General features: G+C 64.5%; 14 protein-coding genes, 2 other RNA genes and 7 pseudogenes. 11 read left to right on the top strand and 12 right to left on the bottom strand.

The annotated features are described in order from the left end of the window. Positions 1–19: 19 nt before the first annotated feature. Positions 20–1060, top strand: a complete 1041-nt coding sequence (locus XAXN_RS04705) for a zinc-dependent alcohol dehydrogenase family protein (RefSeq protein WP_054318686.1) — start codon at positions 20–22, stop codon at positions 1058–1060. 131 nt (positions 1061–1191) lie between these two features. Here XAXN_RS04705 and XAXN_RS04710 read toward each other — a convergent pair whose 3' ends face one another. Together XAXN_RS04710 and XAXN_RS04715 are read right to left on the bottom strand one after the other, a co-directional pair. After that, positions 1192–1374 (bottom strand): 30S ribosomal protein THX, encoded by a 183-nt coding sequence (locus XAXN_RS04710; RefSeq protein ID WP_054318699.1) that lies wholly within the window; start codon positions 1372–1374, stop codon positions 1192–1194. Positions 1375–1673: 299 nt separating this feature from the next. Beyond that, on the bottom strand, positions 1674–2090 hold the full coding sequence (locus XAXN_RS04715) for a MerC domain-containing protein (RefSeq protein ID WP_054318687.1): 417 nt from the start codon (positions 2088–2090) through the stop codon (positions 1674–1676). 163 nt (positions 2091–2253) lie between these two features. Here XAXN_RS04715 and XAXN_RS04720 point away from each other — a divergent pair. The 6 genes and pseudogenes from XAXN_RS04720 (at position 2254) to XAXN_RS04745 (ending at position 11703) form a co-directional block, all read left to right on the top strand. Then, positions 2254–4319 (top strand): annotated as a pseudogene (locus XAXN_RS04720) (TonB-dependent receptor). Between the two features lie 386 nt (positions 4320–4705). Beyond that, positions 4706–7087: pseudogene (locus XAXN_RS04725) on the top strand (TonB-dependent receptor). Between the two features lie 826 nt (positions 7088–7913). After that, positions 7914–9740 (top strand): S8 family peptidase, encoded by a 1827-nt coding sequence (locus XAXN_RS04730; protein WP_054318688.1) that lies wholly within the window; start codon positions 7914–7916, stop codon positions 9738–9740. 1 nt (position 9741) lies between these two features. Beyond that, the gene (locus XAXN_RS04735; protein WP_054318689.1) at positions 9742–10350 is read left to right on the top strand and encodes a hypothetical protein; all 609 of its coding nucleotides are present in this window, start codon (positions 9742–9744) and stop codon (positions 10348–10350) included. A 63-nt stretch (positions 10351–10413) separates the two neighbouring features. Beyond that, a pseudogene (locus XAXN_RS04740) lies at positions 10414–11106 on the top strand (proprotein convertase P-domain-containing protein); the annotation flags it as partial. Between the two features lies 1 nt (position 11107). Then, a pseudogene (locus XAXN_RS04745) lies at positions 11108–11703 on the top strand (hypothetical protein). A gap of 81 nt (positions 11704–11784) precedes the next feature. Here XAXN_RS04745 and XAXN_RS04750 read toward each other — a convergent pair. Continuing rightward, positions 11785–12723, bottom strand: coding sequence for an aldo/keto reductase (locus XAXN_RS04750; protein WP_054318690.1), 939 nt, complete (start codon positions 12721–12723; stop codon positions 11785–11787). Positions 12724–12878: 155 nt separating this feature from the next. Beyond that, positions 12879–14096: an MFS transporter gene (locus tag XAXN_RS04755; protein ID WP_054318691.1), complete on the bottom strand. Its 1218-nt coding sequence runs from the start codon at positions 14094–14096 to the stop codon at positions 12879–12881. A gap of 100 nt (positions 14097–14196) precedes the next feature. Between XAXN_RS04755 and XAXN_RS04760 the strand changes: the two genes are divergently transcribed. Further along, positions 14197–15132: a LysR family transcriptional regulator gene (locus XAXN_RS04760; RefSeq protein ID WP_054318692.1), complete on the top strand. Its 936-nt coding sequence runs from the start codon at positions 14197–14199 to the stop codon at positions 15130–15132. A 303-nt stretch (positions 15133–15435) separates the two neighbouring features. On the opposite strand, the gene XAXN_RS04765 is transcribed toward XAXN_RS04760, so the two are convergent. Continuing rightward, a complete protein-coding gene (locus XAXN_RS04765) occupies positions 15436–15639 on the bottom strand; it encodes a hypothetical protein (protein WP_054318693.1) in 204 nt (67 codons plus the stop codon). Between the two features lie 226 nt (positions 15640–15865). Between XAXN_RS04765 and XAXN_RS04770 the strand changes: the two genes are divergently transcribed. After that, positions 15866–16774: an AraC family transcriptional regulator gene (locus XAXN_RS04770; RefSeq protein ID WP_054318694.1), complete on the top strand. Its 909-nt coding sequence runs from the start codon at positions 15866–15868 to the stop codon at positions 16772–16774. Between the two features lie 109 nt (positions 16775–16883). Here XAXN_RS04770 and XAXN_RS04775 read toward each other — a convergent pair. From XAXN_RS04775 to XAXN_RS04795, 6 genes and pseudogenes are all read right to left on the bottom strand, one after another. Beyond that, positions 16884–17356 (bottom strand): annotated as a pseudogene (locus XAXN_RS04775) ((R)-mandelonitrile lyase). A gap of 25 nt (positions 17357–17381) precedes the next feature. Beyond that, positions 17382–17457, bottom strand: a non-coding RNA gene (locus tag XAXN_RS20560) — sX9 sRNA. A 144-nt stretch (positions 17458–17601) separates the two neighbouring features. After that, positions 17602–18276, bottom strand: a pseudogene (locus XAXN_RS04780) (TetR/AcrR family transcriptional regulator). Then, positions 18269–19780, bottom strand: a complete 1512-nt coding sequence (locus XAXN_RS04785; protein ID WP_054318695.1) for an efflux transporter outer membrane subunit — start codon at positions 19778–19780, stop codon at positions 18269–18271. The pseudogene XAXN_RS04780 and the gene XAXN_RS04785 overlap by 8 nt, the downstream one beginning before the upstream one ends. A 1-nt stretch (position 19781) precedes the next feature. Next, entirely contained in the window at positions 19782–22925 is a 3144-nt protein-coding gene (locus XAXN_RS04790; RefSeq protein WP_054318696.1) for an efflux RND transporter permease subunit, read from the bottom strand. Between the two features lie 17 nt (positions 22926–22942). Further along, positions 22943–24151: an efflux RND transporter periplasmic adaptor subunit gene (locus XAXN_RS04795; RefSeq protein ID WP_054318697.1), complete on the bottom strand. Its 1209-nt coding sequence runs from the start codon at positions 24149–24151 to the stop codon at positions 22943–22945. Positions 24152–24258: 107 nt separating this feature from the next. Between XAXN_RS04795 and XAXN_RS04800 the strand changes: the two genes are divergently transcribed. Together XAXN_RS04800 and XAXN_RS20565 are read left to right on the top strand one after the other, a co-directional pair. Then, entirely contained in the window at positions 24259–24897 is a 639-nt protein-coding gene (locus tag XAXN_RS04800; RefSeq protein ID WP_054318698.1) for a TetR/AcrR family transcriptional regulator, read from the top strand. Positions 24898–25286: 389 nt separating this feature from the next. Continuing rightward, a pseudogene (locus XAXN_RS20565) lies at positions 25287–25499 on the top strand (imm11 family protein); the annotation flags it as partial. Here XAXN_RS20565 and XAXN_RS20570 read toward each other — a convergent pair. Further along, a non-coding RNA gene (locus XAXN_RS20570) (sX9 sRNA) lies at positions 25495–25562 on the bottom strand; the annotation flags it as partial. The pseudogene XAXN_RS20565 and the gene XAXN_RS20570 sit on opposite strands and share 5 nt — an antisense overlap.

Genomic DNA, 25562 nt, shown 5'->3' on the forward strand with positions numbered 1-25562 from the left:
CTGCTTCCCGAGGTTATGTATGCGTGCAATGCACTTCGAGCGTTTCGAACATGTTCCGAAAATTCTGCAACTCCCCGACCCGACGCCAAGCGATGACGGCGTGGTGATCAAAGTGGCGGCCACCGGCATCTGCCGCAGCGATTGGCACGGCTGGATGGGGCACGATCCGGACATTGCATTGCCGCACGTGCCGGGACATGAGTTCGCCGGCGAAGTGGTCGCCTTGGGAAAACGCATCTCGGGCTTTGCGATCGGCACCAGGGTCACCGTGCCGTTCGTGTCCGGGTGCGGGCGCTGTGCGCAGTGCCACGGCGGCAATCAACAAGTGTGCTCGAACCAGTTCCAGCCCGGCTTCACCGCATGGGGATCGTTCGCCGAATATGTCGCGATCGATTTTGCCGAAACGAATCTGGTCAGACTGCCGGAAAGCATCGACAGTGCGACGGCGGCAAGCCTGGGATGCCGGTTTGCCACCTCGTTTCGGGCCGTGGTCGATCAGGCCAGAACCGGCCCTGGCGAATGGGTCGTGGTACATGGCTGCGGCGGCGTCGGGCTTTCGGCAGTGATGATTGCAGCGTCACTGGGAGCGCAGGTGATTGCGGTGGACATCTTCGACGACAAGCTGGCATTCGCCGTCGAATGCGGCGCGGTCGCAACGGTCAACGCGTCGAAAGCGGCCGACACGGTGGAGGCGATTCGCGAGATCACCAAAGGCGGCGCGCACGTTTCCATCGATGCGCTCGGCAGCCCCGCGACCTGTTTCAACTCCATCAGCAACCTGCGGCGGCGCGGCCGTCATGTCCAGGTGGGACTGATGCTGGGCGAACACGCCACGCCCAGGATCCCGATGGCGCAGGTGATCGGCCACGAACTGGAGATCTACGGCAGCCACGGGATGCAGGCGTGGCGGTACGATGCCATGCTAGAGATGATCCAGGCCGGGAAGATCGCACCACACCGGCTCATCGGCAAAAGGGTGGGCCTGGACGAGGCCATTGCGGTGCTGACCGGCATGGACGCTACGCGCGACCTCGGCATCAGCGTCATTGACCGCTTCTAGCGCATATCGCCGCCGGCATCCTGCGCACATGGGCGCACATTGATGGGCCGGCCGGGAGCGTAAACGACCGGCCTGCAAAATGAAAAACGCGGCGCAAGCGCCGCGTTCTGGTGTCGCGAAGCTAGCCGGGATCAGCCGGCCTTGGCGACGGTCTTCTTGGCGACGGCCTTCTTGGCCGGGGCCTTGACCACGCCCTTCTTGGCAACCGGGGCAGCTGCACCCACGACAACCTTGCTCACCGCGTGCGAACGCGAATTGCCGTAGCTGGCGTTGTAGCGCTTGCCCTTGGCGGTCTTACAGTCACCCTTACCCATTTCGTCGACTCCTGAATGTGAATACAAATTCCCGTGCTGGCACAGGTCTGGCGAGGTTTCGCCGGCGTCGCCCTCGCGCAAGGCCGACAAGCCTACCACGGCAGCCCCGGCGCGCGTAGCTCGGCAGCGCCCGGCCGCCCGGCCGAGCTGGTTGCTTGCAGCACACTGCGAGCAGTGGCGCGCCGCGCTGCGATCGGGCGCGGACGCCAAGGAGCGGCCCGAATGGACGAACAGCAGATTTCGATTCTGCGTGCAGCCCTCGGGCCCAAGAGCCGGCATCGCTGCAGCATGAGCGGTTCTTAGTGCGCGCAGCTGGCGTCGTGGACATGCCCATGCCCGTGGTTCAGGCGCAGATTGACCAGATGGGCGATACCGACCAGAGCGCCACCCAGCGTCATCACCACCGCGTGCGGCACCACCGAATGATGGAGCGGGTCGTACAGCAGGCCCAGCCACAGCAACGCCAGACCGGGCAGCAGCAACGCCAGTGCGTGCAGCGCTTTGTGCCGGCGATAGCCGAGCACCAGGCTGAAAAGGCCCAGCAGCGTCACGAACACCACGATGGCCCGTTCCACGCCATCGCCCAGCCAGAACGACAGGCCCAGCGAAGGCGCCAGCGCCAGCACCAGTGGCAATACCGCACAGTGCACGGCGCACAGCAGCGAGCCGGTTGCGCCGAAGCGGTCAAGGAGATGGCGAAGGGTTGGTAGAGGCATAACGTCCAGCAGGGTACTCGTGGCGACGTGGAATAATATAACATTTTACTGTTCCAGCCCCGCATCGGTGCATCGCGCAACCATGCGGGCTCGTCGTCGGCGCAGCAGGCAAGCTGTGCCTTAACCACTGATACACAGTAACAATTACAGAGTCCGGCCCACCATGCTCCCTTTTGCACCCTCGTTCCGCCGTTCCGCGCTCTCGCTGGCCCTAGCCAGCCTGCTGACCCCTGCCCTGGCCATGGCCGAGGACGCTCCGGTCGCTGCCGATGGGCAGACCCCGCCCAGTTCGGACACACGCCACGATGCCAGCCCCTCCAGTGGACGTCATATCAAGGATCTGGACAAGGTGGTGGTCACCGCCAGCCCGTTGCGCGATGAGGCCGGTGAGAGTTGAGCCGCCCGGTGGAAGTGCTGGCCGGCGAGCGCCTGGACGAGGTGCGCAGTTCCAGCCTGGGCGAAACCGTGGCCAGCCTGCTCGGCGTGCAGAGTTCCAACTTCGGGCCCGGCGTCGGCCGGCCGATCATCCGCGGCCTGGACGGCCCGCGCGTGGCAATGTTGCGCGACGGCCTGTCCACCCAGGACGTGTCCACGGTCAGCCAGGACCATTCCCTGGCGATCGAGCCGTTCCTGGCCAACCAGATCGAAGTACTGAAGGGTCCTTCGACCCTGTTGTACGGCTCCGGCGCCATCGGCGGCGTGGTCAACGTGGTCGACGGGCGCATCGCCGAGACCCCGGTGGACGGCTTCAGCGGGCGCGCCGAAGTGCGCTTGGACGGCGGTGACAAGGACGGCAACACCGACATGTTCCGCGTCGATGCCGGCAATGGCAGCGGCCTGTCGATCCATGCCGATGGCGTGTATCGCAACCAGAACGACTACGACACGCCGAAGGGCCGCCAGCTCAACAGCTGGATCGATTCCAAGGTGGGCTCGATCGGTGCATCGCTGTCCGGCGACTGGGGCTTTGTGGGCCTGTCGGCAGCGCGTTTCCGCGACAACTATGGCAACCCCGGCGAGCCGGGCGACCCGTCCATCGGCGAGCGCGGCGTGTCGCTGAAACTGCAGCAGGACCGCTACGACCTCAAGGGTGGGCTGACCGATCCGTGGGGCGACGGCAGCGCGCTGCGCTACAGCTTCGGCCACACCGATTACGCGCATACCGAATTCGAAGGCGCCGACGTCGGCACGGTGTTCACCAAGCGCGCCAACGAAGGCCGCGTGGAAGCATCGTTCACCTTCGGCGGCGGCTGGCAGACCGCGTTCGGCCTGCAGGGCAGCGATACCACCTTCCAGGCGATCGGCGAAGAATCCTTCGTGCCCAAGACCGATACGCGTTCGCTCGGTGCATTCGCCGTGGCGCGCAACAGCTGGGAGCGCGTCACCGCCGAAGTCGGCGCGCGCGTGGACAAGGTCAAGTACCAGACCGATATCGGCGTGGACCGCGATTTCACTCCGACCAGCTTCTCGGCCAGCGGCGGTTTCCGCTTCAACGAACAATGGCGTCTGACCGCCAACCTGGACCACGCCGAGCGCGCGCCGGCCGAAGAAGAACTGTTCGCCAATGGTCCGCACATCGCCACCCTTGCCTTCGAAATCGGCGGCGCCGATCTGAAGACCGAGAAGGCCAACCAAGCCGAGCTGGGTTTGAACTTCCAGAACGCATGGGTGGATGCCAAGGTGGCGGCGTACTACAACCGCTACAACGACTTCGTCTACATCGTCGACACCGGCGGCCAGTGGTTCAACGAAGAAGACAACGACTTCCTGCCGATCCGCCAATGGACCCAGGCCGACGCGGTCTTCCACGGTTTCGAAGGCGAGTCCACCTTCCACCTGGCCAACAACGATAATGGTGCCTGGGACCTGCGCGTGTTCGGCGATACCGTGCATGCGCGCCTGAACGATGGCGGCAACCTGCCGCGGATTGCACCGGGCCGCTTCGGTGCGCAGCTGCGCTGGGATGCCCAGCAGTGGCGCGCATCGGTCGGCGCCACCCGGACCATGAAGCAGGACAAGGTGGCGGTGAACGAAACGCCGACCGATGGCTACACCTTCGTCGATGCACATCTGGCATATCACGTAGACCACCGCAGCACGGCGTGGGAAGTGTTCCTGGACGGCAATAACCTGACCAATCAGGACGCACGCGTGCACACCTCCTTCCTCAAGGACGATGTGATGCTTCCTGGCCGCAGCGCCTCGTTCGGCGTGCGCCTGTTCTTCTGACAGCAGGCTCTCTCCCCTGCTGACTGGAAGGAAGGCCGCCTTCGGGCGGCCTTTTTTAAGCGCGTTGCCGACCCATCAGCGCGTCCGGCAGCGCGCTGCACCGTGGCTGCAGTCGCGTTCGCCATCGCGTGGAGCCGCACGGCGCACAGGACGGGAGCACCGACGCGCTACACGCAAGTGCCGCCTTGTTCCCAACAGAAATCGCTGCCCATGCTGCTGCGTCGCACAACAGGCTACGGCGCATCCGGGATTAAAACTTCATTAGCACTGCGCTGACAGGGGGCGCAAGCGACGCGATAGCGGGCGCGCGCGTGCACTGGCTGCCGATGCCTGCACACCGCCGCATGGCTCGGCAGCGTTCTTGACCTAAACAAGGAGCCTTGCGCATGCGTTTTTCATCGCCCCGCTACACCCTCTCGCTCGCCGTCGCTGCCGCACTGATGGCACCCGATGGCCGCACGCAAACCGCCACGCCCGCAGCAGGCAATCAAGAGGCCACCACGCTGGATGCGGTCATCGTCAGCGACACCGCGCGCTTCAAGGGCTTGGCCAAGCGCGACGCCAGCTTTTCGATCACCACGGCCAGCCCGGAACAGATCCAGTAGGCGGTGCCGCAAAGCACTGCCGACCTGCTCAAGATCGTGCCTGGCGTGTGGGCCGAGCCCAGCGGTGGCGGCACCGGCGCCAACATCTTCGTGCGCGGCATGCCATCCGAAGGCGATGCGCCGTTCGTGACCATGCAACTGGATGGCTCACCGCTATTCCCGCCGCCGACCTTGTCATTCCTAGAGAATTCCACGCTATTCCGTGTCGATGACACTGTCGAACGCATGGAAGTGCTGCGCGGTGGCTCCAGTCCGATCTTCTCCAACGGCCAGCCCGGCCTGACCGTCAATTTCATCCAGAAAAAAGGCCAGGACGAACCCGAAGGCAGCGTGCGCCTGACCGGCGGTAACAACGCCTTGCGCCGCATCGATGTGTTCAACAGCGGGCCGATGGGCAATGGTTGGTACTACAGCGTGGGCGGCTTTTTCCGCGAAACCGATGGCGTGCGCGACCCGCAGTTCGCTGCCGACAAGGGCGGCCAGTTCAGCGCAACGTTGAGCAAGCGTTGGGACAGCGGCGAGCTGTCGTTCTATGCGCGCCACACCGACGATAACAACGCGTTCTATACCGCCATTCCGCTGCTGTCGCGCAACAACGGCAACGACCTGTCCAGCTTTCCCGGGTTGAATGCGCAGACCGGCACCCTGCTCGGCCGCGACTTCCGCAATGTGGATCTGCTGATCGGCCCCAACGGCCAGACGCTGCGGCGCGATCTGGCCGACGGGCGCGGCGTCAACATCGACGTGTTCGGCGGCGAATGGAACTGGGAAAGCGGCGGCTGGACCGTTGCCGACCGCTTCAACGTGATCAGCGGCAGCGCGCCGACCTACGCGCTCTTTACCGGCGATGCGCCACAACGCCTGAGCGATTTCATTGCCGGTTACGGCAGCGGCGGAAGCGCCAGTTACACCAATGGCGGGGGCACGGTGGATCCGAACCAGCAGGTGCTCGAAGCCGGTTGGTGGTCGGTGGACAAGCGCCTGAATTCCTTTACCAACGACCTGCGTCTGAGCCGCGAGCTGTTTGCCGGCAATACGCTGACCGCGGGCGCGTATTACGCCAAGTATTCGTCTGCCGATACCTGGTACCTGGGCAACACCATGCTGCTCACCGCGCAAAACAACGCGCGCCGCATCGATGTAACGTTGGACGATGGCCGCCAGGCCACGCGCCAGGGGTTCACCAGTACCGCGTTCTTGAACCTGCGCGCCAACTACGACGGCGAAAACATCGCCGCCTTCGTCGCCGACGAATGGGAGCTGAGCGAACGCCTGCGCCTGGACCTGGGCGCACGCTACGAGCGCCAGAGCGTCACCGGCGATGTCCACGACACCACGACCGTGGATCTGGATGGCAACCCGGCCACGTTGTACGACAACGCCACCTCACTGGCGCTGGCGACCACGCGGCGCATCGATCAGGACGATGAAGCGTTCTCGTGGACAGCCGGCCTGAACTTCACGCTAGACCAGAACAACAGCCTGTTTGCGCGGGTCAACTCCGGGGTGAAGTTTCCCGGCTTCGACAACCTGCGCGATGGACAGAACCGCGTGCAGGACGTGGATCAATACGAGCTGGGTTTGAAGTCAGGCACAAGCGTCTACGACCTGTATCTCACCGCGTTCTACAACACCTTCAAGAACTCGCCGTTCCAGGCATTCCTTGCCAATGGCGAGAACTTCACCGCAATGGGCGATTCGCGCGCACGTGGCCTGGAAGTGGAGGGGGCAATCCGGCCGTTCGGCGGCTTCGAGCTGGCCGGTATCGGGGTGTGGCTGGATGCGAAATATCGCAACTACCGCGAGTTCACCGGCAATCAGGTGATGCGCCAACCCAAGCGCCAGTTCCGCATCACGCCCAGCTATTACTGGATGCTGCCGTTCGGCGACCTCAAGGTGTTTGCTACCTATTCGTACATCGGCGAGCGCTTTGCGGACCTGGCCAACAGCCAGCGCCTGCCCTCGTACGGCATGCTGGATATCGGCGCCAACCTGCATGTTGGCGACCATTGGGACGTGGCGGCCAGCGGCAGCAACGTCACCGACACGCTGGGCCTGACCGAAGGCAACGTGCGCGTGCCTGGCGCAGCCACCGGCCGTGTCTTCATGGGCCGCCCCATCGCCGGGCGGCAGTACCAACTGTCGGTGGCGTACCGCTGGTAGTCCGCCGCCACACGCTGAGCCGCGCAGCAGTGGAGACTGCTGCGCGCAACCTCGCCACCGCATGCATCGAGTCGCAGCCTGGTGGCACCGGCATGCCCGGGCCATCGCCGACGTTGCCAAACGCTGCGAGCCCCATGCGTTGTTGCCACACGCGACATACGCTGCAACACCGTGAGAACGGTGCGGAAGCAAACAGCACCGCAGGCGAAGCACAACGACGCATCGCGATCGCTTATTTCGATCGAAATGACCGCCGCCGCCAAATTTTTCTGCACTTTTCGTCGGCAGAACTTCGCATGCAACGCATCAGCCGACACGCCAGTCATAAATTGCGCGGCGTGTCACGAAGATGTCGAAGCGCGCATGCGTTGCAGACAATGCTGCCCCCATTTCTAATCCAGGTGTTGTTGATGCAGACGCATCGACAACATCGGCTGCGTCAACACGCACAGGGGAGCCGACGCAGGACCTGGCCGCAGCTTTGCATCGGCAGAAATGCGCTTTGTAACTCAACTGGGATAAACGCACATGGCGCTTGTTGCTGCCTCTTTGCATCGATGTCGCACACCCCGGGCATCCACACGCGGCATCTGAATGCCTGCGGTGCAGCTCGGCTCGTAGATCGCGTTGCCTGACGGGCTGTTCGGACCCGACTGATACTTGCCGGGTCCTTCCATTCGCATTCCTCTTTCCGGCTCCACCAACACCGGCTTCACAGGCGCGAGCTGCGTGGAGTGGAGCAGTTGCAAGGGCCGATCGCGCGGTTGGCCTGATGGAGGACTGTGTCACTTCGACGGCGCCCACCCTTTGACTGGAATCAAACGGAATGAACTCTTTTCGCAGACGACCTCTCGCGCTGTTGCACGTTGTCCTCCTCACCGGCAGCACGCCGCTGTCGGTCCTTGCTGCCATGCAGGCAGCGGCTGCCACCACCCCGGCCACTCCCAACGCCAGCACTAGCGCCACAGCCAAGGCCAATGGCAACGACCCGTTGCTGCGGTACCAGTGGCATCTCTCCAATCAAGGGCAGGCCGTGATTGGCGACAGCCGTCCGGTCGCCGGCGTGGACATGGATGTCGACATCCTGCATACCCTGGGCATTCGCGGCCGCGGCGTGCGGGTCGGCGTGGTAGACGATGGGCTGGAATTGGGCCATGAAGATCTGGCAGACAACATCCTGCCAAACGGATCGCACAATTTCGGCGATGGGTCGCACGACACCACGCCGACCGACCCGAGCAACGGTCACGGCACGTCCATCGGCGGCATCATCGGTGCGGTGGGTTGGAATGGCCGCGGCGGACGCGGTGTGGCGCCAGAAGTGCAACTGGCAGGATTCGACCTTCTTGCACGCGATTCTTCGGAAACCGATTCCAGCATCCGGTATGCATGGGGCGATGGTCCGGAGGCGCGCAACATCGATGTCTTCAACAACAGCTGGTCGAACTCGCCTACCCCGTTCTATTTGGATTTTTCTCCGGAAGACCAGCGCACCTGGCAAGCATTGATGGATTCGACACGTGGAGGCCTTGGCGGCATTTATGTCAAATCTGCAGGCAATAGCTTCCTGGGGCTCCTTGCGCCAGACGAAAACGGAAACCGCGTCAATATCTGCAGCGAACAAACGCGTGCATTGAAAGTCGGCTGCTCGCTGGCCAACATCGATCCGTTGGCAAATCTGCCCGAAACCATCGTCGTGGCCAGTGTGAATGCCAAGGGCACCCATGCCTCGTATTCGTCCACAGGCTCTGCGTTGTGGGTCTCCGGCCTCGGTGGCGAGTTCGGCTTTCAACGCAAGTTCTATCCCAACGCAGCGTCGACCTTTTCCCCGTACTCGGCGCCTTATGCCTACGATCCGGCGATTGTCACCACCGATCTCAGCGGCTGCGCAGCTGGCGACAACGTCGAAGATCCCGACGTGGTCTACAACGCATTGGACGGCAGCAAGTCGAAGATCGATGCGTCGTGCAACTACAACGCGATCATGGATGGCACCTCGGCTGCAGCACCCACCGTCTCTGGCGTGGCTGCGTTGATCCTCAGTGCCAACTCGAGCCTGAGCGCACGCGACGTTAAATATATTCTTGCGACAACCGCGCGCCAGATCGACCCATGGCAGCCGCAGGTGGTCTACCAGGGCAGCGTGATCGATCCGGGCTGGATCACCAACGCAGCCGGGCACCGTTTCAGCAATTGGTACGGCTTCGGCCTGGCCGATGCCGCGGCCGCGGTCTACAAGGCGCGATATTTCAAGCCGCTGCCGCCCATGCGCGACACCCAGTGGGTCAGCTCCACCGACGCGGCCAGCCAAATCGGTGGCCCGGCGCGCCCGGGCAAACTGCGCATCCGCGTGCAGCAGGCGACGAAGGTGGAAGCGGTGCAGCTGTCGCTGCAGTCGGCGCACAAGACGCCGTCCAACCTGCGTGTGGTGCTGGTGTCGCCGAGCGGGACGCGCAGCGTGGTCGCCACGCCGTTTTCTGTCCTGGATCCGGCTGCTTATGCACAGACGGGGTTCTACATCGACCTGACCTCCAGCAATGCGTTTCTGGATGAAAAATCGCGTGGCATCTGGACCCTGGAAGTCACCGATATGAGCGATCCCAGGAGCACTGCTGCACTCAACGCTTTCAAACTTCGCATCGTGGGGCACTGATATGAAACCGATCATTCTTGCTTGCGTGTTGACGCTGTCCATTGCCGCAACCGGTGCTGCCCAGGCAGTGCAATACGTGGATGCCAAGACCCTGCGTGCGGCAGCGACCGGCGTGCGTTTCACGTCCGGAGCGGACACCTTCCGCATGCTGCCGGGCAAAGTGGTGAGCGAGCACATGCCGCAACGGAACCCCACAGCAGCGCAGCGATCGGCAACTAACGCCGGCATGACGGCTGCAGTGGCTCCCAGCGACAAGGTCGTCGCGCGCATCGGGCCGTATGCGGTGGTACTGGATGCGCCAGCGGGTGCTGCACGCAGTCTTGCCACCAACGCTGAACGCCCCATCGCCGCTGCGGTGAATGAGCGCAATGGTCGTGTCGTGCTGGTCAACCCGCAGGTGAAACTCACCGGCACGACACCGGCCACGGCGACATCGCTGGCTGCCAGCACCGGCGGAACCATTGCCTACACCTCGACGGTGGACGGCAGCGCGGTGATCACCTATGTATCGGTGGAACAAGCCCAGCGTGCACTACCCAGCCTGCAGCGCAGCACCGGTGTCGCGCAGGCGGCGCTGGTGGTCATGCAGGCGGTCATGCAACCGATGTAAATACACCGGCCGCAGGCTGATCCCTGCGGCCGTTCCACGTCAGGCAGCATGCCGGCCGGCTTGGCCGACACCGATGCCTCGTGCAACTGCAGCGCACGCATGAATGGCACCTCTGCCTCCGTACCAACGGTTGCAGGCGTCGCCGCGCTGATGCTCAGCGCCAACCCGCAGCTGACGCTGCGCGATGTCAAATACATCCTGGCAACGACGGCGGTACAGGTCGATCCCCATCAAGCCAAGGCGTTCTACAAGGACGCCGTGATCGAGCCCGCCTGGATCACCAACGCGGCCGGCCATCGTTTCAGCAACTGGTATGGCTTCGGTCTGGTGGATGCAGCCGTGGCGGTGGAGCGTGCGGTGCATTTCACTCCGCTGCCTGCAATGCAAGACACCGAGTGGACCGTCTATCACGGCAAAAGCAGCACCATCGGCGGTATCGGCACGCCAGCGACATTGGCGATCGACATCAAGCAGTCCTTCAAGGTGGAAGGCGTACAGCTATATTTTGCAGGGACGCACAAGAATCCTCGTCAACTGCGCGCCGTACTGGTGTCGCCCAGCGGCACCCGCAACACCGTGATGACGCCGTTCTCCACGCTTGACCCGGGTGATGGCTTCGTGGTCTTCCTGACCTCCAGCAATGCCTTCCTGGACGAACCGTCAGCCGGTCGCTGGACATTGGAGGTGGACGACATGCTGGCCGACAACGGCAAGGAACAACTGCAGGAATTCGAAATGCGCGTGGTGGGCCACTGACATGAAAACTTCTCTGATCACATTGCTGGGCATCGTTGCTGCCAGCGTATCTGCACCCGGCTCGGCACAGGTGTTCGATCGCGCGCGCCTGCGTGCTGCCGCAACTGGACAAACCGTTGTGGTGGACCGTGCCAGTTTCCGGGTGATTCCAGCAGCGGTGGTACAGCTGGCCGACGCCACGCGCGGCACTGCGGCCACCCAATCGCTAAGAAGCACGCAGACCAGCGCGAGCGTACCGGTTGCCCGCGTCGATCGCCACGCGATCTATCTCGATACCAGCGCCGCGGCGGACGCTGTCGCGCGCACCACGCGCAGCGCATCATCGGCGACCGTCACCGCCGCGCTGGAAACGCGTAGCGGCCAGCTGGCATTGCTCGGTGCTTCATCAAATTGTTCGATACCACGCCAGCCATCGCGCGTGCACTGGCCACGCGTACGGGCGGCAGGGTGCTCTATGCGTCCGACAGCGACGGCAGCGCGATGATCGGCTACGACTCGGCGCTGACCGCATTGAGCAATTGCTGCCAGCTGCAAGGCAGCAACGGGGTGGGAGCGATCAAGCCGGAAGTGATCGTTCCGGCGGCACGGCCATTGTGATGCAAAGGCGCTAGAACCGCCGCAGTCACGCGTGCCACGCTGCTGCATTGGCTGCAGCCTGGCACGTGGGCGCAGCCCGCCTTACAGCGGCAGCGGGCTGCGCTCTGCAAACTGCCCGCGCCAATAGGGGTAGTACGGGTACGGCGGCTCCACTGCGCTGGCCTGATCCAGGCGGGCACGCTGGTCGTCGGTCAACGACCAACCCATCGCACCAAGGTTTTCGCGCAGCTGCGCTTCGTCGCGTGCGCCAATCAGCACCGTGCTCACCGTCGGCCGCTGCAGCAGCCAGTTGATGGCGATCTGCGGCACGCTGCGGCCGGTCTCTGCGGCAACGGCATCGAGCGCATCGACGATGTCGAACAAGCGCGCATCGTCGATCGCCGGGCCGGCCGCGGCGGTGGCATGCAGACGGCTGTGCTGCGGCATCAGCTGCCACTCGTAGTCGCGCCCGGCCAGCGAGTAATACGTCTGGTTGGCGACAAAGCGGCTCCAGCCATGCGCATCGGCGACCGCCTGCGACTTCATCAGCTGCCAACCGGCGTAATTGGAAGCGCCCAGATAGCGCACCTTGCCCGCGCGCACCAAGCCATCGAGGGTGGACAGGGTTTCTTCCATCGGCGTCATTGCATCGAACGCATGCAGCTGCAACAGATCGATGTAGTCGGTGCGCAAGCGCCGCAACGATGCCTCCACCGCACGCAGCAAACGGAAGCGCGACGCGCCGGCGTCGTTGGGGCCATCGCCCAGGCGCAGGCCGGTCTTGGTCGAGAGAATCACCTGATCGCGGCGGCCTTGCAGCGCCTGGCCGAGGATGTCTTCGGACGCGCCATCGGAATACACATCTGCAGTATCGAACAAGGTGAGCCGTGCATCCAGGCACAGGTCGATCATGCGCCGCGCCTGCGCCACATCGGTGTCGCCCCATGCAGAAAACAGCGGCCCGTTGCCGCCGAACGTGCCGGCACCCAGGCCAAGCACGGGCACCTTGAAACCGGAACGACCGAGTAGACGGGTTTCCATTGAAAATTCCTTGTAACGTTGAATGAGAGATGCGCTGCGTGATCGCTGGCCGTTCGCACCTGTGGAGTGTTGATCGCGAAAGCCGCGTCTATGCACATCGAGAGCTACCTGACACGCACTGCGCCAACGTGGCGAATGACCAGCGGGCAATCAACTCAACCCGGCTGCGTACAGGCCAATGGCGCAGTCGCGCGGCGGCGTTGCAACTGCACGCTCCATAGCGCCAGACCTAGCCCGATGGCGCTCAACAGCGCGGCGACCCAGGGCGTTGCGATCAGGCCGGCCTGCGTGGCGATCACCACGCCGCCCAGCCATGCGCCCAGCGCATTGCCCAGGTTGAAGGCGGCGATGTTGAGGCTGGAAGCCAGGTTCTGGCCGGCGCCGCGCGCGTGTTCCAGCACGCGCAACTGCAGCGGCGCCACGGTGGCGAAGGCGGCCACGCCCAATAGCCCGACAAAAAACACCATCGCGGCCTTGCTGTGCAGCGCAAACCCCAGTGCGCCCAGGACCACCACCAGTGCAGCCAAACTGCCCAGCAACGCCGCAGTGGGGCGACGGTCCGCCAACCGCCCACCCAACAGATTGCCGACGATCATCCCCACGCCGAACACCAGCAGCACCGCCGACACCGCCGACTGCGCAAAGCCGGTGACCTGCAGCAGCAGCGGCTGGATGTAGGTGAACACCGCGAACACGCCGGCATAGCCAACCACCGTGATCGCCAGCGCCAGCAGCACCTGCCCGCGCCGCAGCACCGCCACTTCCTGCCGCCACGACACCGGCGTGGCAGCACCTGCCGCGGCCGGCACCCACACCGCGACCGCGGCAGTAGCCAGCACGCCGACCGCAGCCACCGCCCAGAAGGTCGCGCGCCAACCCAGTTGCAGGCCCAGCCAGGCACCGGCCGGCACCCCGAGCAAGGTGGCCACGGTCAGCCCGGCGAACATCAGCGAGATGGCCGACGCACGGCGTTCGGCCGGTACCAGCGACGTCGCCACCACGGCGCCAACGCCGAAAAACGTGCCGTGGGCCAGCGACGTCAGCACCCGCGCGACCATCAGGCTGGTGTAGTCCGGCGCCAGCGCGCAGGCCACATTGCCGACGGTGAAGATCAGCATCAGCCCGACCAGCACCGCCTTGCGCGGCAAACGAGCGCTGGCCAGGGTCAGCACCGGCGCGCCGACGAACACGCCCAGCGCATAACCGCTGATCAACACGCCCGCGGCGCTGAGCGAAACGCCCAGATCCGCGGCCACCTGCTGCAGCAGGCCCATGATCACGAACTCTGTGGTGCCAATGCCGAAGGCACCGATGGTCAGTGCCAGCAACGCCGGCGGAAAGCGCGACGAACGCGCGGAGGTGAGGTTGGACATGGACACGGGCCAGGGAGAACTGCGCACAGCCTGCGCACTGCATTTAATTGCAAACACCCCTGTTATCCTGATTCACTTTCAATCAATCATTGACAATCGCATGGACCGTCTTGGCGACATTGCCCTGTTCCTGCGCGTGCTCAACCTGGGCTCGATCACCGCAGGCGCGCGCAGCATGGATCTGTCGGTGGCGGTCGCCAGCCAGCGTCTCAAGCGTCTGGAACGCGAGCTGGGCGTGCGCCTGCTACACCGGACCACACGCCGCCTGCATCCCACTGCCGAAGGCCAGCGGCTGGCCGAAGGTGGCCGCGTGCTGGTGGAAGATCTGGACGCGCTGGCCGAGGATCTGCGCGAAAGCGCGCACGACGTGGGTGGCGTGCTGCGCATGACCATGTCCGCCTCGTTCGGGCGGCAATACGTGTCGCCGCTGCTGCCGGAATTCCAGGCCCGCCATCCGCGCCTGCGCATCAGCGCGCACCTGAGCGACGACCTGGTGGACTTGGTCAAACAGGGCTTCGATCTGGCGATCAGGATCGGCCCATTGGAAGACTCCGGGCTGGTGGCCCGGCGGATTGCCGACAACCGTCGTACCCTGGCGGCCTCGCCCGCCTATCTGCAGCGCTACGGCACACCCCGCACGCCGGACGAACTTGCACAGCACGCCGGCGTGTTGCTGATGGGCCGAGACGGCCGCCAGGACATGTGGACACTGCAAACGCCCGAAGGTGGGCTGGTGCGCGTGCGCATGCAGAGCCGCTTCGAGAGCAACTTCGGCGAGCTGGTGCGCGACGCCGTGGTCGCCGGCCAGGGCATCGCGGTGCATTCGTATTGGCACATCGCCGACGAATTGCGCAGCGGCCGGCTGGTGGAGGTCATGCCCGAGTATCCGCCGCCCGCCTCGCAGATCAGCGCAGTGACGCCGGCGCGCCAGCTGCAACCGCCGCGCGTGCGTGCGTTCGTGGATTTCCTGCAGGAGCGGCTCGGCGAACAGCCGCCTTGGGAACCGGCGACATCGCACCCGCCGCCGGGAGCATGAGACTGGCCGGCATAGGCAGTTGCCGTGCGGATGGCGCCGTAGCGAAACGCGAGCGCCGCTACTGCGAGCCGGCGGATGGCGCCGTCCGCAGCATGCCAGTCATCACAGGAAACGACGACATCGATGAACTGCACGCTGCCTCACACGCGCGCCGACTGCGTGAATGGCTGGCAGCCCGAACGCGCAGCCACCGGCCGCATCGCGGGACCGGCTAGGTGTGACATTGGTTCTCGGCGTTACCGTGCACCACCACAAGCCGAGGCCGGCTGGGTGCGCCACCGCCTGGGCTATTGCTCCAGCAGATCAACGCCCGCCGCGCAGCAGGCGTTTGTGCAGGCGACGCCGCTGCGCATCGCTCAACAGATGTCCATGCGTCCGCAACAGCCCCAGGATCTGCAGATGGGCCTGCGCGGTACGCCGCGTCAATTCGGTGGCGGCAGCGGCTTCGAGCCGCTTCCACTCGGCAGGGCTGGTTGGCGTTGGAAAGCTTGAACGTTTTTCGGGCATGGCAGCAGGTGGATGCAAAAGACCTGGCCATGATACGGCCGGCCTGTGATCGCCTTATTAGGGCCGACGCGCAGTTAGAGCGAAGGCGGCCACGACTGCTGCTGCGCTTTGCATCTGGCGCAGGCCCACAACCGGCGCAGTGGACCTTGCCACCCACACCACCTGCACTCTTGTACGATCGGTGACCTCGCGGCTGGACCGCATTGCATCGTCGACGGGTTTTCGCATGTCTTCGCTGACCGAGTTGAGCACGATATTGCTGCGTCATGCCGCTGGCGACGGCATGCATCCCACGCAGATCGCCGGTTTGCACATCATGCGTAGCGCATCGCCGACAGTGGCCATGCCCACTGTCTATACGCCCATGCTGTGTCTGGTGGCGCAAGGCCGCAAGCAGGCAATGCTGGGCGCGCAGGCGTCCTTCTATCATCCGCAGATGTACCTGGTGGCGTCGGTGGATCTGCCCATCGTCGGCTCGGTGATCGAAGCCAGCAGCGCGCAACCGTATTTATGCTTCTGCCTGGACCTGGACACCGCGGTGCTCAGCGAGCTGGCGATCAATCATCCGGAACTGGTGGACACCCAGCGCGATGCGGCATCGGCCGGGCTGCTACTCAATCGCAGCACGCCGCAGTTGCAGGACGCGGCGCTGCGGCTGGCACGCCTGCTCGATCAACCGCATGAAATTGCCGCGCTCGCCCCCCTGATCGTGCGCGAACTGCTGTACCGCCTGATGGCCGACCCGGCCAACGCGGCGGTGCGCCAGATGGCCATCGCCGACAGCCGGCTCAACCAGATTTCCAGGGCCATCGTGTGGTTGCGCGAGCACTATGCGCAGCGCTTCAGCATCGAGCAGATCGCCGACCTCTCGGCGATGAGCCGCTCCACCTTCCATGCGCATTTCAAGGCGGTGACCACGATGACGCCGCTGGAATACCGTTCGCAGCTGCGCGTGCACGAAGCGCGCCGCCTGATGGTGGCCGAGGCACTGATCGCTGCCGACGCCGGCTTCCGGGTTGGCTACGCAAGCGCATCGCAGTTCAGTCGCGACTACGCACGCATTCTCGGCATCTCGCCTGCGCGCGATGCGCAACGGCTACGTGCAAACGCGCAGGACGCCACCGAAGCGGCGTGAGCTCTGCTGTACTCGGCGCGGGCCGCACAGCGGCCCCGGCAATCCGCCGCAGCGTTCGCTGACGCTGACGCGGCGCCATCACCGCCTGAGCATCGGCATCCACATCTGTCTACTCCTGCGCGTATTGCGCCTCGCTTACCTGCTCCAGCCAGGTGACGGGTGCGCCGTCCTGCGATTCGGCAATGGCGATATGCGTCATCGCCACGTTGGCATTGGCGCCGTGCCAATGCTTGACGCCGGGCGGAATCCACACGATATCGCTCGGGCGGATCTGCTGCGCCGGCTTGCCCCACTCCTGCACGCGCCCGGCGCCGGCAGTGACGATCAGCGTCTGGCCCAGCGGATGGGTATGCCATGCGGTGCGCGCGCCCGGCTCGAAGGTGACGGTGGCTCCGCCGACGCGTGCCGGCGCGGCGGCCTGGAACGGTGCGTCGATGCGCGTACCTTGCCGGTGAAATACTCGGCCGACCCCACTGCCGAGGGTGCCCCACCCGCCTTGCTCACCTTGATGGGCTGCGCGGCCTCATCCGGTGTCACGGCGGCCATCATGGAGACAGACATCGCGGTCGCGAACAGATGCATTGCAGCGCTCCTTCATTTTTAGAGTGGCTAACAAAACGTAGCGAGCGGTCGTCAGGTGGGCGTGGACGGCGCACAGGAACCGGAGTGTACGAGGGGTACATGAGGATTCCGAGCACCGGCCGCGCCCGCCTGGCGGCTGCGCAGTAGTTTTGTTAGCCGCTCTTAGTCTCCGCACTGTCGCGCGCTCGTCCCCCGCATGACCTGGGCAGGCACGCATGCTCCATCGCCATCGCACGCCTGGCCGCCTAAAACCCGCTGGGCACCTCGCGCTTGCCGTCAGCCTCTGCCGCCACCACCGCGCACGGTCGATACGCACGCAGGAACAACGCCACCGCGCCGCTGACATACGCATCCAGCTGTACCGATTGCGCATCCGGCGCATCGTCGCGCGCGGCAGCGGTGGCCGGCCGCCCGGTCATCAACCCGAAGAAATGCACCGATGCATCGGGCACGTTGTGGATCACCAAGGCGCCGCGTTGCACCTCGCGCGCCAACAGCGTGCGCATCATGGTGTCGTAGCGCTCGAAGCACAGCGTCCACATTTCCTCGCGCATCTGGCTAGGCAGCAGTGGCGGGCGTACCAGGCCATAGGCGGCATCATCGCGCATGCTGCTGGCAGACACGCGCAGCACTGCATCGGCCACCGCAGCCAGGCACCGCTCCAACGGCCCCTGCAGCTCCAGCAGCGATTGGGCGAGGCCAGCGCCAGCGCTTCCAGGGTGGTGCGGAACAGCACCTCCTTGGACGCGAAATGCGCATACACCGTGGCCTTGGACACCATCGCGCGCTCGGCGATGGTGTCCATGCTGGTCCTGTCGAAGCCGTGCCGTTGAAACAGCGCGCGCGCCGCCGCCAGGATCGCGCCACGCTTGTCGTGTGGCGCACGCCTGGGCACAACGGACGGCGGCGTCGTCATCCACGCGGCGGCTCCGCTGCCGGGGTCGCGGCAGCAGTGGGCGCAGCGGTTTGCAGCCAGCCACCGCCCATGGCCTTGTAGAACGTCACCAGGTTGGTGAAGCGCGACAGCTGGGTGTTGATCAAGGTCTGCTGCGCGCTGTACAGCGCGCGCTGCGCATCCAGCGCCTGCAGATAACTGTCGATGCCCCGTTCGAAACGCGCCTGCGACAGCTTGTAGCTATCGGCAGTGGCATCCACCAGCGCTTGCTGGGCCTGCAACTGCCTGCCCAGCGTGTCGCGCTGCGCCAACGCGTCGGAGACCTCGCGGAATGCGCTCTGGATCGACTTTTCGTAGCGCGCCACTTCGATATCGCGGTTGGCCTTGGCCATGTCCAGATTGGCGCGATTGCGCCCGGCATTGAAGATCGGCAAGGTCAGCGTGGGCACAAAGCTCCAGGCGCGCGTGCCGGCATCGAACAACCTGGACAGGCTGCTGCTGGACGAACCGGTAGATGCGGTCAGGCTGATGCTGGGGAAGAACGCCGCCCGCGCCGCACCGATATTGGCGTTAGCCGCACGCAAGTGACGCTCGGCTTCCAGGATGTCGGGGCGACGTTGCAGCAACTGCGATGGCAAGCCAGCCGGCACGCTGGCCAACACATTGCCCTCCACGCTCGCGTTGTCGGGCAATGCATGCGGCAGCAACTCCACCGGCACCGACGTGCCGACCAGCAGCACCAGGGCATTGCGATCCTGCGCCACCTGCGCGGTGTAGCGCTCCACATCCACGCGTGCGGTTTCCACCGTGGTCTGCGCCTGACGCAAGGTCAGTTGCGAAGCCGCACCCAGCTCGAAGCTGCGCTGCTGCAGGCGATAACTGTCGCTCTGGCTGGTCAGGGTGGACTGCGCCAGCTGCAGCAATTGCTGGTCGGCCGCCAAGGTCAGGTAGGCGGTAGCCACTTCTGCCACCAGGCTGATATGCGTACTGCGGCGTGCCTCGGCGGTAGACAGGAATTGCTGCAGCGCCTGTTCCTTCAGGCTGCGCACGCGCCCGAACAGGTCCAGCTCGTAGGCACTGATGCCGATGTTGGCGCTGTAGGTGCGGAACACCTGCGGCTGGCCGGGAATGGCAAGCTCCGAGGGCGTGCGCGCATTGTTGGCGGTACCGGTGCCCTCAATCACGGGCAGCAGCGCGGCGCGGTCCACCCGGTACTGCGCGCGGGCCACCTCGATATTGAGCGCGGCCACGCGCAGGTCGCGATTATTGTCTAGTGCCAACGCAATCACCTGCTGCAGCGCCGGGTCGGTGAAGACCTGGCGCCAGCCGATATCGGCGATGTACGCCGTGTCGGCGGTGCTGCCGGTATCGGCAGTGGAAGTGCCAGCCGGAGGGGCTGCCGACACATCGGTGCCGGCAAATTGCGCTGGCACCGGTGCGTCGGGCCGCGTGTAGCGCGGCATCAGCGTGCAACCGGAAAGCACGCTGGCCACGCCAAGCGCGCAAAGAGTCATGCGAATCGTGGTCATGTCAGTGTCCTGTCGGTTGCGGTGCGGGCGATGCAGCCTGTGCACGGCGCTGGAACAGGCCGCACACCAGCACGAAGAACAGCGGCACAAAGAAGATCGCCAGCACCGTGCCGGAGACCATGCCGCCAATCACGGCCGTGCCCAGCGCGTGCTGCGCGCCCGCGCCGGCGCCACTGGTCAACACCAGCGGCACCACGCCGAGGATGAAGGCCAACGAGGTCATCAGGATCGGCCGCAAACGCATGCGCGCCGCTTCCAGTGCTGCAGCCACCAGGCTCTTGCCGCCCTCGTGCAATTCCCTTGCGAACTCCACGATCAAGATCGCGTTCTTCGATGCCAGGCCAATGGTGGTGAGCAAGCCCACCTGGAAGTACACGTCGTTCATTTTCCAGGTCAGCATCGCCGCCAGCAGGGTGCCGAACACGCCCAACGGCACCACCAGAATCACCGAGAACGGAATCGCCCAGCTCTCGTACAACGCGGCAAGGCACAGGAACACGATCAGGATCGAGACACTGTACAACAGCCCGGTCTGACCGGAGGAAGCCTTCTCCTGCCGCGACAACCCGGTCCACTCGAACCCGATCCCCGGCGGCAGCTTGGCGGCTGCGGCTTCGACGATCTGCATCGCCTCGCCGCTGGAGGCCGCACCCGGCAACGCCATGCCCAGGATCTCCACCGACGGCACGCTGTTGTAACGCTCCAGCCGCGGTGACCCGGATTGCCAGCTTGCCGTGGCGAAGGCGTTGAACGGCACCATGGTGCCGGCACTGTTGCGCACGAACCAATGGTCGATATCCTGCGGGTTCATGCGGTAGGGCGTATCGGCCTGCAGCATCACCTTCTTGACCCGGCCCTTGTCCATGAAGTCGTTGACGTAGGTGCTGCCCCACGCGCTGGAGAAGGTGTTGTTGATGTCGGAGATCGACACGCCCATCGCCTGCGCTTTATGCGGGTCGATTTCCAGCTTGAACTCGGGCGTGTCTTCCTGCCCGTTCGGGCGTACCGCCACCAGGCGCTTGTCTTGCGACAGTTCTGCCAGCAATTGATTGCGCGCCTGCATCAACGCTGCATGACCCAGATTGGCACGGTCCTGCAACATCAAGTCGAAGCCGGTGGCGTTACCCAGTTCCGATACCGCAGGCGGTACGAACGCAAACACCTTGGCATCGCGGATGCCGGCAAAAAAGGCGCTCGCCTTGGCCGCCACCTCGGTGACGCTCTGGCCCTTGCCGGTGCGCTCGTCCCAGGGGCGCAACTTGACGAAGGCCAGGCCGGTGTTCTGGCCGCTACCGGCAAAACTGAAACCCGTGACTGCAAAGATGCCGGCGACAGAGTCTTTCTGATCGACCAAGAAGTGATGCTCCACCTGCTTGAGCACATCGCTGGTGCGCGCATCGGTGGCACCGGGCGGCAATTGCACCAGCACGAACAAGGTGCCCTGGTCTTCGTCCGGCAAAAATCCCACCGGCACCTTCATGAAGCCGAACACCACCAAGGCCAGCAACGCCGCGTAGACGAGCATGTAGCGCCAGCCTTTGCTGAGCATGTGCCGCACCACGCCCTGGTAGCCGGTGTTGCCGCGATCGAACAGGCGATTGAACCACCCGAAGAACCCGGTGGTCGCCAGACCGTGGCCTTTGTGCACCGGCTTGAACAAGGTGGCGCACAAGGCCGGGGTCAGGATCATCGCCACCAGCACCGACAAGGTCATCGCCGAGACAATCGTGATCGAGAACTGCCGGTAGATCACGCCGGTGGATCCGCTGAAAAACGCCATCGGCACGAACACCGCCGCCAGCACCAGCGCCACGCCGATCAATGCGCCGGAAATCTGGTCCATCGATTTACGCGTGGCGTCCTTGGGCGACAACTGCTCCTCGCTCATCACGCGCTCGACGTTTTCCACCACCACGATGGCATCGTCCACCAGCAAACCGATCGCCAGCACCATCGCGAACATGGTCAAGGTATTGATGGTGAAACCGAACGCCGCAAGCACACCGAAGGTGCCCAGCAGCACCACCGGCACCGCAATGGTCGGGATCAGGGTGGCACGGAAGTTCTGCAGGAACAGGTACATCACCAGGAACACCAGCACCACCGCCTCCACCAGCGTGTGCACCACCTGCTCGATGGAGATGCGCACGAACGGGGTGGTGTCGTACGGCTTTTGCACCTTCATCCCGGGCGGGAAAAACTTCTCCTGCTCTTCCAGGCTTTTATCGATCGCGCGCACCGTGTCCAGCGCATTGGCCCCGGTCGCCAGCTTGATCGCCAGACCGGCGGCCGGCTTGCCGTTGTAACGGCCCACCGTGTTGTAGCTTTCGCTGCCCAGCTCGATGCGCGCCACATCGCGCAAGCGCACCTGCGAGCCATCGGACTGCGTGCGCAGCAGGATGTTTTCGAATTGCTCGGCGGTCTTCAGCCGGGTCTGTCCAGTGATGGTGGCATTGAGCTGCTGGTTGGCCACCGCCGGCAACGCACCCAACTGGCCGGCGGAAATCTGCGCGTTCTGCGCCTGGATCGCGTTGCGCACGTCCACGGGCGTGAGGCTGAAATTGCTCAGCTTGTTGGGATCCATCCAGACCCGCATCGCGTACTGCGAACCGAACAAGGTGGTGTCGCCTACGCCTTCGACGCGGCTGATGGTTTCCTGCACGTTGGCAGCCACGTAATCGGACAGGTCCGAATCGCTCATGCTGCCGTCCTCGGACGTGAAGGCCAGCACGTTGAGGAAGTTGGTGGCCGACTTGGTCACCGTCACGCCCTGCTGCTGCACCTCCTGCGGCAACAACGGTGTGGCCAGCGACAACTTGTTCTGCACCTGCACCTGCGCGGTGTCCGGATCGGTGCCGTTTTCGAAGGTCAGGGTGATGGTCACCGCACCGCTGGATTCGCTGGTGGACGCCATGTAGCTGAGATGATCCAGCCCCTTCATCTTCTGCTCGATGACCTGGGTGACGGTGTCTTCCAGCGTCTGCGCAGAAGCGCCAGGGTAGTTGGCGGTGATGGCGACAGCCGGCGGTGCGATGCTGGGGTATTGCGCAATCGGCAAGGTGGCGATGGAGAGGATGCCGGCCAGCATCACGATGATGGCCAACACCCAGGCGAAGATCGGACGATCGATAAAGAAACGTGCCATGACGTGTGATCCCGCCTTTAGTTGGCCGCACGCGGTGCGGTCGGGGCAGCAGAACCGGCAACATTGCCGACGGCGGGCGTGGTCTTGGGCTGCCACGGCACGGTCTTGACCACGATGCCATCGCGCGCGCGCGACGCGCCTTCGACGACCACCTGTTCGCCGGGCTTCAGGCCGCTGCGCACCAGCCACTGGTCGCCCACCGCACGGTCGGTTTCCAGCACGCGCAGCTGCAGCTTGTGGTCGGCGCCGACGACAAACGCCGTGGGTTTGCCGGCGCCGTTGCGCGAGACCGCCTGTTGCGGCACCAGCATGCCCTGCTCCTTGACGCCTTCCTGCAGCACCGCGCGCACGTACATGCCCGGCAACAGCTCGGCGTTCGGGTTGGGGAACACTGCGCGCAGGGTGATCGAGCCGGTGTTCTGGTCGACGGTCACGTCGGAGAACGCCAGGTGCCCCTGCAGCGGATAGGTGCTGCCGTCTTCCAGCAGCAGCGACACCTTGGCCGCGCCGTCGCCGGCTTGTTCCAGATCGCCGCGTGCCACCGCCTGCCGGAGACGCAACACCGCACTGCTGGGCTGGGTGACGTCGATGTAGATCGGGTCCAACTGCTGGATGGTGGTCAGCGCAGTGGCCTGGTTGGCGGTCACCAGCGCACCCGGGGTCACGCTGGAGCGGCCGATGCGGCCGGAGATCGGTGCGTCAAGCCGCGCAAACGCCAGGTTGATACGCGCGGTCTCCACGCTCGCCTTGCCGGCTGCCACGTCGGCCTTGGCCTGGCCTAGCGCAGCATCGGTGTCGTCGCCTTCCTGCTGGCTGATCGCCTTGATCTGCGCCAGCTCCTTGTAGCGTTCGGCCTTGAGCTGGGCGGTGCGCAGGGTCGCCTCGGCCTTGGCCAGCGACGCCTGCGCGCTGGCATAGCTGGCGCGGTACTGGGCCGGGTCGATCTGGTACAGGGTCTGGCCAGCCTTGACGTTGCCACCTTCGGTGAACTGGCGCGATTGAATGATACCCCCCACTTGCGGGCGAATTTCGGAGATCAGGTACGGAACGGTGCGCCCCGGCAATTCGGTGGTCAGGGTCACCGGTTGCTGCTTGACGGTCAGCACCCCCATTTCCGGGGTGCCTTCCTGCGGCGGCGGGCCTCCTGGCGGGCTACCGCAGGCGCTGAGCAGCGCGGCGACGGCAACAGCAAGCAACGACAGGCGAAACGAGGCATGAGCACGCACGGGCAGGTCTCCGACGGAGGTGTGATGGTTAAATCTAAACGGTACGGTTTGGTATCCTAATAAGCGCATCTGTGGCCGTCAAGCATTTCTGCCCAGTCGGTATACTTATGAATTACCGGGAGAACCTGATGCGGGTCAGAACCGAAGAAAAGCGCGAGGCCATCGTCCAGGCGGCCAGCGAGGTCTTCCTCGAGCTGGGCTTCGAAGGCGCGTCGATGTCGCAGATCGCCGCCCGCGTGGGCGGCTCCAAGCGCACGCTGTACGGCTATTTCCCGTCCAAGGAAGAGCTGTTCATCGCCTTCGCCCAGGACATGGCCAGCAGCTACATCGACCCCTTGCTGGACGCGCTGACCCGAAGCAGCGCGCCGCTGGCGCAAACGCTGCAGCGCTTTGGCGAAGACCTCCTCACCTTCCTGTGCACGCCCAGCTCGATCACCATCTGGCGCACTATCATCGGCGTGTCGGGGCGCTCGGATGTCGGTGCATTGTTCTTCGATGCCGGCCCGCAGGAAGGCATGCAACGCATGGCCGACTTCCTGCAAGGCCAGATGGACCTGGGCCTGATGCCGCAAGGCGATGCGCTGCTCGCCGCCAAACAAATGGCCGCCCTGCTGGAAGCCGAAACCCTGATGCCTTGCCTGTTCGGCGCGCTCAAGGAGCCGTCGGCGGCGTATCTACGCGAGGCCACGCAGCGTGCGGTAAAGGTTTTTCTGGCGGGATATGGCTGCAGCAGCGCCATGCGCTGATCCCGCTGCGGCTGCCGGCGGGGCAATCCCAAAGCTCATCGAAGCAGGCGTGCGGCCTGTGAACCACCCGTCGGGCAATCCAGAGCCGAGAAACGGGCCGTCAGATCACCGAGCGTCTGAGGCGACCTCGGGCCGCCTGGATATCGAGTGCTGGATCACTTGGACTGATACGCCCAGGGCGCACGTGCGGCGTCGATGGCGTATGCGCCCCCCGATCGCTGGCAGCAGACGCTGGCGGCGGCGTAGTGAACTCTCCGAGTCCCGAATCATGGAAGTGCCACGGCAAAAGGCGTAAAGCAGAGCGCAAAGTATTGCCCCCTCCTTTACTTTGCCCGGACAGGCGATAGGCGCGCTAGACTCTGCCGCAATGATCTGGAGGACATAATCAAATGGACGGGACGCAACGCATGGAAACAACGATGACCAATCAACCCAAAGCAGATGAGTTCTTTAAGCTACGACCGGATACTCGCCGTGGCGGGAAAGGCCATGGGGTTATCTTTGAGAACGAGAAGGCCCTATTGACGCCGCCACGGCTTATTTTGAAGCCGGAAGAAGGCGGCTTTCCTCCACTAAAGGAGACTCCTCGCTTAGAGTGGCTAACAGAACGTAGCGAGCGGTCGTCAGGTGGGCGTTGACGGCGCACAGGAACCGGAGTGTACGAG

Origin of the sequence: Xanthomonas axonopodis, assembly GCF_001304695.1 — a bacterium.
Taxonomy (GTDB): Bacteria; Pseudomonadota; Gammaproteobacteria; order Xanthomonadales; family Xanthomonadaceae; genus Xanthomonas; species Xanthomonas axonopodis.